Source organism: Devosia sp., from assembly GCF_028290645.1.
Lineage (GTDB): Bacteria > Pseudomonadota > Alphaproteobacteria > Rhizobiales > Devosiaceae > Devosia_A.
Genome location: NZ_JAQGJL010000016.1, coordinates 1 through 8,469 on the forward strand (window position 1 = coordinate 1; position 8,469 = coordinate 8,469).

The 8,469-nt window shown below is 67.4% G+C and carries 5 protein-coding genes; 1 reads left to right on the top strand and 4 read right to left on the bottom strand.

Annotation, left to right across the window (positions count from 1 at the left end; all coding sequences use genetic code 11):
• On the top strand, positions 1-616 hold a 616-nt coding region (locus tag JWQ89_RS00960; RefSeq protein WP_299637636.1), incomplete at its 5' end, for a citrate/2-methylcitrate synthase.
• A gap of 120 nt (positions 617-736) precedes the next feature.
• Here JWQ89_RS00960 and JWQ89_RS00965 read toward each other — a convergent pair.
• From JWQ89_RS00965 to JWQ89_RS00980, 4 genes are all read right to left on the bottom strand, one after another.
• Complete coding sequence (locus JWQ89_RS00965) at positions 737-1,897, bottom strand: aspartyl/asparaginyl beta-hydroxylase domain-containing protein (RefSeq protein WP_299637638.1); 1,161 nt, start codon at positions 1,895-1,897, stop codon at positions 737-739.
• Positions 1,898-2,059: 162 nt separating this feature from the next.
• Entirely contained in the window at positions 2,060-6,565 is a 4,506-nt protein-coding gene (gene gltB, locus JWQ89_RS00970) for a glutamate synthase large subunit (RefSeq protein ID WP_299637639.1), read from the bottom strand.
• Positions 6,562-8,001 (bottom strand): NAD(P)-dependent oxidoreductase, encoded by a 1,440-nt coding sequence (locus JWQ89_RS00975; protein WP_299637640.1) that lies wholly within the window; start codon positions 7,999-8,001, stop codon positions 6,562-6,564. The genes gltB and JWQ89_RS00975 overlap by 4 nt, the downstream gene beginning before the upstream one ends.
• A 156-nt stretch (positions 8,002-8,157) precedes the next feature.
• The coding region (locus JWQ89_RS00980; RefSeq protein WP_299637641.1) for an undecaprenyl-diphosphate phosphatase at positions 8,158-8,469 on the bottom strand (312 nt) is incomplete at its 5' end.

Below are 8,469 nucleotides of genomic sequence, written 5' to 3' on the forward strand. Positions count from 1 at the left end.
CGGGCTGGGGACCGGCCCCATCCACGAGCGCCTCGCCGCCGCCTGGGGCCAACCGTCAGCGGGCGACGCCGTCCGACGCGCCCTGGTGCTGCTGGCCGACCACGAACTCAACGCCTCGACCTTCGCCGCCCGAGTCGCCGCCTCGACCGGGGCCGGCCTGTCGGCGGCGGCGCTGGCCGGGCTGTGCGCCCTCTCGGGCCCCCTGCACGGCGGCATGGCGGCCCGGGTCTGGAACCTGGTCGAGGAATCCCGCCGCATCGGCCCCGCCGCCACGGTCGCCGGCCGCCTGGCCCGGGCCGCACCTACTCCTGGCTTCGGCCACCCCCTCTATCCGGAGGGCGACCCCCGCGCCGAAACCCTGCTCACCGCCTGTCCGCCCACGGAGGATCTCGCCGCCCTGCTCGATGCGGTGGAGTCGGGCACGGGCGAACGCGCCAACATCGATTTCGCCCTGGTCGCCATGGCCGAGGCGCTTCGCCTGCCCCAGGACGCGCCCTTCCTGCTGTTCGCCGTGGCGCGCTCGGCGGGCTGGATCGCCCATGCGGTGGAAGAGGGGTCGGGGGGACGGCTGATCCGGCCACGGGCGCGTTATGTCGGGCCGGCGGTGGGGGTTTGAGTGCGTGCTTCGACACGTGGCCTGCGGCCACTGCTCAGCATGACTACCTTTTTTTCGCGCAACCCAAGTCAGTCATCCTGAGCAGCCCGCGGCATGCGGGCGTGTCGAAGGACGCACCGTCTACGATGCGTAGAAGTCCTGCTTGGCGAGCATCATCGCCGTCACCAGGTCCCGCTCGGCCTCGCTGAGCAGCGGGTTCCAGACGTCGAAGATCAGGATGACGCGGAGTTGGTCGGCGTCGTTCCAGGCCTCGTGCTCGATGGTGTCGTCGAAGGCCCAGGCCTCGCCCATCCGCCACTGGCGCAGTTCGTTACCGACCCGGAACCGGGCCGGGCCGGGCAGGATCAGCGGCAGATGGACCAGCAGCCGGGCGTTGGTCGAGCCGGTGTGGGCCGGGATGTGGGTCCTGGCTTCCAGGGCCGAGAACAGCGCCGTCGGGGCATAGCCCTGCTGGTCGCACATCGGCAGCCGTGACAGCAGTTCGGCCGTCTTCGGGCACTGCTGGCAGGCGCCCTCCTGCTTCGTCCCGTCCCGCCACAGCCACAGCGAGCGCCAGCGGCGGGACTTGTTGAGCTCCGCCCACTGATTGAGCGGCGCCCCGGCCGGATAGTCGATGTAGGGAGCGAAGTCGGCGTCGGCGGCGGCCAGGGCCTCTTCCAGCTCGCCGCGGATCATGTCGGTCGCCGCTTCCAGCTCCGGGAACCAGGGGAAGTGGCTGCGGTCGAAGAAGGGCACCGCCGGCAGTTGCGGATAGTGGAAATCGATCGGCTCGGAGACGTAAGGCCGCTTGCGGCCCGAGAGAATCTGAAGCGCCTCGTCGAACCGGCCCAGGCCGCGATTGCCGTGACGGCCACGCAAGTCGGCGAGGCGGGCGTCGAGATGCTGGGCCAGGCTGTCGGCATGCTGGTCGACCACGGTGCGGGCTCGGGCCAGCGGGCCGGCGACGCCGGGCGGCAGGCGATCGGCCGGCGGGGCGATCTTCAGGACATTCTTGTAGACCGGCGCCGCCGCCTTCGGCCCCGAGACCTGCTCGATCAGCGCCGCTTTCGAGAGCAGCGCCATGAAGTGGTAGGGGTCGGCCATCAGCACCCGGTCGAGGGTGGCGACGGCGGCCCGCAGGTCGCCGCTGACCCGCTGGGCAAGGGCGATGCTCATCAGGATTTCGAGATCGTCCGGGGCCTGGTCGCGGGCCTGGCCAAGCAGGGTCAGCGCCTGCGCGGAATCGCGGCGCTGCAAGGCGGCCATCGCCTGATTGACCAGATCGGCCCCCGCCGACGCCATCGCATTATCCTGAACGCCCGCACTCATACAGAAGGGTTAGCCGCCCGACACAGTGGGTGCGACATCGAACATGACAAAACCGTAATAGTGCGACAGCTTGTCGCAGAACGGTGTTCGTCTAGCTGAACATGCTCAGCGAACTGACGTTTGCGGAATGGATCGTCAGGCCCGTTCGTGCGCCGCCTCTTCGGCCTCCAGCGGGTGGTCGATCCGGCCGAGCATCTCCTTGGGACAGACCTGCCAGAACAGGCCGCGGGTGCGTTCCCAGTCGCGCAGCAGGCCCTCGGCGAAGGCCGAGCCGGTCTCATGGGCATGCTCGCGGACCAGCTTCTTCAGCACCTCTTCCCAATGGGCCGAGGCCAGCCGCTGGACCACCACGCTGTCGGGATTGACGCAGCCCTGGAAGCGGCCCGCGAGGTCGAGCACGAAGGCCATGCCGCCGGTCATTCCGGCCGCGAAGTTCTCGCCGACCGGCCCGAGGATCACCGCCGTGCCGCCGGTCATGTATTCGAGACCGTTGGAGCCGACGCCCTCGACCACTGTCGTGGCCCCCGAATTGCGCACCGCGAACCGCTCGCCGGCCTGGCCGGCCGCGAACAGTTTGCCGCTGGTCGCGCCGTAGAGGACGGTGTTGCCGAGGATGACGTTGGTCTCCGGCGCCACCAGGTGGCGCGACGGCTTGATGACGATGGTGGCGCCCGACAGGCCCTTGCCGACGTAGTCGTTGGCCTCGCCGGTCAGCACGATGCGCAGGCCGCGCACCGCGAAGGCCCCGAGGCTCTGGCCGGCCGAGCCCTTCAGCTCGACGGTCAGGTGGCCGGCCGGCAGGGCGCTCATCCCGAACTTGCGGACGATGTGGCTGGAGATGCGCGCGCCGATGGCCCGGGCGGTGTTCCGCACCGTGTAGGTCAGCTGCATCTTCTCGCCCCGTTGCAGCAGGGGCGCGGCGTCGCGGACGATCTGGGCGTCGAGGGTGTCGGGCACCGGATTGCGGCCGTTGACCGTCGAATAGGGCGGGTTGCTGCCCGGATCGGCCCGGACCAGCAGGGGGTTCAGGTCAAGGTCGTCGAGGTGCTCGCCGCCGCGGCTGACCTGGGCCAGCAGGTCGGTGCGGCCGACCACTTCCAGCAGCGAGCGGAAGCCGAGGTCGGCGAGGATTTCGCGGACCTCCTCGGCGATGAAGGTGAAGAGGTTGATCACCTTTTCCGGCGTGCCGGTGAACTTGGCGCGCAACGCGTCGTCCTGGGTGCAGACCCCGACCGGGCAGGTGTTGGAATGGCACTGCCGCACCATGATGCAGCCCATCGCCACCAGCGACGCCGTGCCGATACCGAACTCCTCGGCCCCCAGCATGGCGGCCATGACGATGTCGCGGCCAGTGCGTAAGCCCCCGTCGGTGCGCAGGGTCACATGGTGGCGCAGATTGTTCAGCGTCAGCACCTGGTTGGCTTCGGAAAGCCCCAGCTCCCAGGGCGAGCCCGCGTACTTGATCGAGGTCTGCGGGCTGGCCCCCGTGCCGCCGACGTTGCCGGCGATCAGGATGACGTCGGCTTTCGCTTTCGCCACCCCGGCCGCGATGGCGCCGATGCCGGTCATCGAGACCAGCTTCACCGTCACCCGGGCGTCGGGGTTGATCTGCTTGAGATCGTAGATGAGCTGCGCCAGGTCCTCGATCGAATAGATGTCGTGGTGCGGCGGCGGGCTGATCAGCATCACCCCGGGCGTCGCGTGGCGCAGCCGGGCGATCATCTCGGTGACCTTGAAGCCGGGCAGCTGGCCGCCCTCGCCGGGCTTGGCGCCCTGGGCGACCTTGATCTCGAGCTCCTCGGCCGAGTTGAGATATTCGGCGGTAACACCGAAGCGGCCCGAGGCGACCTGCTTGATCACCGAATTGGCGTTGTCGCCATTTGCATAGGGAGAGTAGCGGACCTTGTCCTCGCCGCCCTCGCCCGACACCGCCCGCGCGCCGATGCGGTTCATCGCGATCGCGAGCGTTTCGTGCGCCTCGGGACTGAGCGCGCCGAGCGACATGCCGGGCGTCACGAAGCGCTTGCGAATCTCGGTGATCGCCTCGACCTGATCGACCGGCACGCCCTCGTCGGGGAAATTGAACTGGAGCAAGTCGCGCAGATAGACCGGCGGGAGATCGGCGACCCCGCGCGAGAACTTCTGGTAGGTCGAATAGGAGTCGGTCGCGACCGCAGTCTGCAGCAGATGCATCAGCTGCGCCGAATAAGCATGTGTCTCGCCGGTATGCCGCTGGCGGTAGAAGCCGCCGATCGGCAGTGTCACCACCGCGGGGTCGAACGCCGCCTGATGTCTTAGCTCGGCGTTGAGGTGGAGCGAGGCATAGCCTTCGCCCGAAATCTTGGCCGGCATGCCGGGGAACAGGTCGTTGACCAGACTGCGCGACAGCCCGACCGCTTCGAAATTATATCCGCCGCGATAGGAGGAGATCACCGCGATCCCCATCTTCGACATGATCTTGAGCAGCCCTTCGTCGACCGCCTTGCGATGGTTGGCGAGGCATTTGTCGAAGCTGGTTTGGCCGAACAGCCCGCGCGCGTGGCGGTCGGCGATCGCCGCTTCGGCCAGATACGCGTAGACGGTCGTCGCGCCGACCCCGATCAGCACCGCGTAATAATGCGTGTCGAGGCATTCGGCGGTCTCGATGTTGATCGAGCAATACGAGCGCAGCCCCCGGCGGACGAGATGCGTGTGGACCGCCGCCGCCGCAAGGACGCCGGCAATGCCGACCTTGTCGCCGTCGATCGCACGGTCCGACAGGAACAGCTCGGACTTGCCTTCGCGCACCGCTTGCTCGGCCTGGTTGCGGATGCGCTGGATCGCGGCGCGCAGCGTCTCGGGCTCGCCGCCCGATGCGAAAGTGCAGTCGATTTCCGCCGCGGCGCTCCCGAAATGCGCCTTCAGCCGCGTCCAATCCTTGCCGTCGAGTACCGGGCTTTCGAGCACCAGCACGCCGTCCTGCGCTTGCCCCGTGTCGAGGATGTTGGCGAGGTTCGAGAACCGCGTCTTGAGCGACATCACGTGGCGCTCGCGCAAGGAGTCGATCGGCGGGTTAGTGACTTGCGAGAAATTCTGGCGGAAGAACTGGCTGATCAGCCGCGGCTTGTCGGAAATGACCGCGAGCGGCGTATCGTCGCCCATCGACCCGATCGCTTCCTTGGCAGTCTCGACCATCGGCGACAGGATCAGCTCCATGTCCTCGATCGTCTGCCCGGCGGCGACCTGACGGCGCATCAATTCGGTGCGATCGAACCGCGCGACATGGTCGCCCTTTGGGACTTTGATCTCATCGAGCGTCAGGAACTTGCCGATCATCGCGGCATAATCGTGCTCGCCCGCGATGCGGTCCTTGACCTCGCGGTCATGGAACAGCGTGCCCTGATCGAGGTCGACCGCGATCATCTGGCCGGGACCGAGCCGGCCCTTCTCGACGATCATCGTCTCGGGCACGACGACCATGCCGCTTTCGGACCCGACGATCAGCAGACCGTCGGACGTGTGGGTGTAGCGCAGCGGGCGGAGCGCGTTGCGGTCCATCCCTGCCACCGCCCAGCGCCCATCGGTCATCGCAAGCGCGGCGGGGCCGTCCCACGGCTCCATAACGCTGCCAAGGTATTTAAACATGTCGAGATGAGCCTTGGGCATCTCGCCCTTGCCGCCCCACGCCTCCGGCACCAGCATCAGCTTGGCGGTCGGGGCGTCGCGGCCCGAGCGGCAGATCGCCTCGAACACCGCATCGAGCGCGGCGGTATCCGACGCGCCCGCCGGAATCACCGGCTTGATGTCCTCCGACGCTTCACCGAACGAATTGGCCGCCATCTTGATCTCGTGGCTGAGCATCCAATTCTTGTTGCCGCGGATCGTGTTGATCTCGCCATTATGCGCGAGGCAGCGGAACGGCTGCGCCAGCCACCATTGCGGGAAGGTGTTGGTCGAATAACGCTGGTGGAAAATCGCGACCCGGCTTTCGAAACGCGAATCCTTGAGGTCGGGGTAGAAAACGGAGAGGCTCTCTGCGAGGAACAGGCCCTTGTAGATGATCGACCGGCACGACAGCGAGCAGATGTAGAAGCCCTGGATCTGGGCCGCGATCACGCGCTTCTCGATCCGGCGGCGGACGAGATAGAGGTCCTTCTCGAACTCGACCGCGCTTTGCGTGTCGGGCAGGGGGCCGGCGATCATGATCTGCTCGATCTCGGGGCGCGTTTCCTGCGCCTTGCGGCCGATCACCGATACGTCGACCGGTACCTGGCGCCAGCCGTAGATCGAATAGCCCGCCTCGATGATCGCGCTCTCGACGATCGTCCGGCACGCTTCCTGCGCGCTGAGATCGGTGCGCGGCAGGAAAATCATCCCGACCGCCAGCCGGTTGTCGGCGACCTTATGCCCCGACGCCTGGATCGCCTCGTCGAAGAATTTGAGCGGCAGATCGATGTGGAGCCCGGCGCCATCGCCGGTCTTGCCGTCGGCATCGACCGCGCCGCGATGCCACACCGCCTTGAGCGCGTCGATCGCCGATTGCACGACGCGGCGCGAGGGCAGTCCATCGGTCGCCGCAACGAGTCCGACGCCGCACGCGTCGGACTCGAATTCGGGTCGATACATGCCCTCGGCGGCGAGGCGGGCGCGTTGGTCGATCATGCCGCCTTCCTCTCGACTTTCGCCTGCGCGCGCAGATACTTATCGATATGCCCCGCGACGTCACGCCCATCGCGCACTGCCCACACGACCAGGCTCGCACCCCGCACGATATCGCCGGCGCCGAACACGCCATCGAGGCTGGTCATCAGCGTAGCGTTGTCGACCAGTACCGTCCCCCAGCGAGTCACGCCTAGCTCGGGCGCGTCGAACATTTGCGGCAAATCCTCAGCGTCGAAGCCGAGCGCCTTGATGACGAGGTCGGCGTTGCGCACCTCGGCTGGGGCACCATCGGGTTCGGGCGCGCGGCGACCGCTGGCATCGGGCGCACCGAGCCGGTTACGGCCAATCAGCACGCTCTCGACCGTTTCCTTGCCGCCGAACGCTTGCGGCGCCGACAGCCAGACGAATTCGACGCCTTCCTCCTCCGCATGCCCGACCTCGCGCTGCGAGCCGGGCATGTTGTCGCGGTCGCGGCGATAGAGGCAGGCGACCGATTTTGCGCCCTGGCGCACGGCAGTCCGCACGCAATCCATCGCGGTGTCGCCGCCGCCGACGACGACGACGTTCTTGCCCGCCGCATCTAGCGTGCCGCTGTCGAAATCCGGGACCGCGTCGCCGAACCCCTTGCGGTTGGACGCCATCAGATAGTCGAGCGCCTCGACGACCCCGTTCGCATCCGCACCCGGCGTGGTCAGCCCGCGTGCCTTGTAGACGCCAGTCGCGATCAGCAACGCTTCGTGGCGGTCGCGCAAATCCTCGATGCTCCCGTCGCGCCCGACCTCGAAGCCGTGGTGAAACACGATCCCGCCTGCCTTCAACCGATCCACGCGGCGCATGACGATCGGCTTTTCGAGCTTGAAGCCGGGGATGCCGTAGGTCAGCAGCCCGCCGGCGCGGTCGTGCCGGTCATAGACATGGACGTCATAGCCCGCCACGCGGAGCAGTTCCGCGGCGGTGAGCCCGGCCGGCCCCGCGCCGACGATCCCGACCGACTGGCCGCGCGGACGCCCGGGTGCCAGCGGCTCGACCCAGCCCTCTTCCCAGGCAGTGTCGGTGATGAACTTCTCGACCGATCCGATCGTCACCGCGCCGTGGCCGGCGAATTCGATCACGCAATTGCCCTCGCACAGCCGATCCTGCGGGCAGATGCGGCCGCAAATCTCCGGCATGGTCGAAGTGGCGTTCGACAGCTCATACGCTTCGCGCAACCGCCCCTCGGCGGTCAGCCGCAGCCAGTCGGGGATGTGGTTGTGCAGCGGGCAATGCACCGCGCAATAGGGCACGCCGCATTGCGAGCAGCGCGCCGATTGCTCCTCGGCGGTCGGCACGGCGTAGCGGTCAGCGATTTCGCGGAAGTCGTCCGCGCGTGCGTCGGCCCCGCGCTTGGCCGGATAGGCCTGCGCCACCTGGACGAATTTGAGCATATCCCCGGCCATCGCTCGATCCTTTCGGCGGGGTCGATAGCGCGATTCGCTTCCCCGGTCACGTGGAATCAGACCAACAGGACAGCAGTGCTGTCTCATAAACAGTACATTGTACCCGCTGGCTGGTCGGATATCTCGCCCCGTCGCGGATATGCGCCCATTCCGGACCTATTTGAGTAGCAGTACGAGTGCAATCGTTCCGACAGCAATTCGGTACCAGCCGAACGGGCTGAATCCGGTTCGCCCCACCAGCCCGACGAACCAGCGCACTACAAACAGCGCGACGAGGAACGCCACGACGAACCCGATCGCGATTAAGCCGAACCCCACCGTGTTCGCCGCTGCCAATTCGTGCCGCTTGCTGGCAAGCTCGAGCACCGTCGCGCCGAGCATCGTGGGGATGGCGAGGAAGAAGCTGAACTCCGCCGCCGTCCGCCGCTCGACCCCGAGGCTCAGCGCGCCGAGGATCGTCGCGCCCGA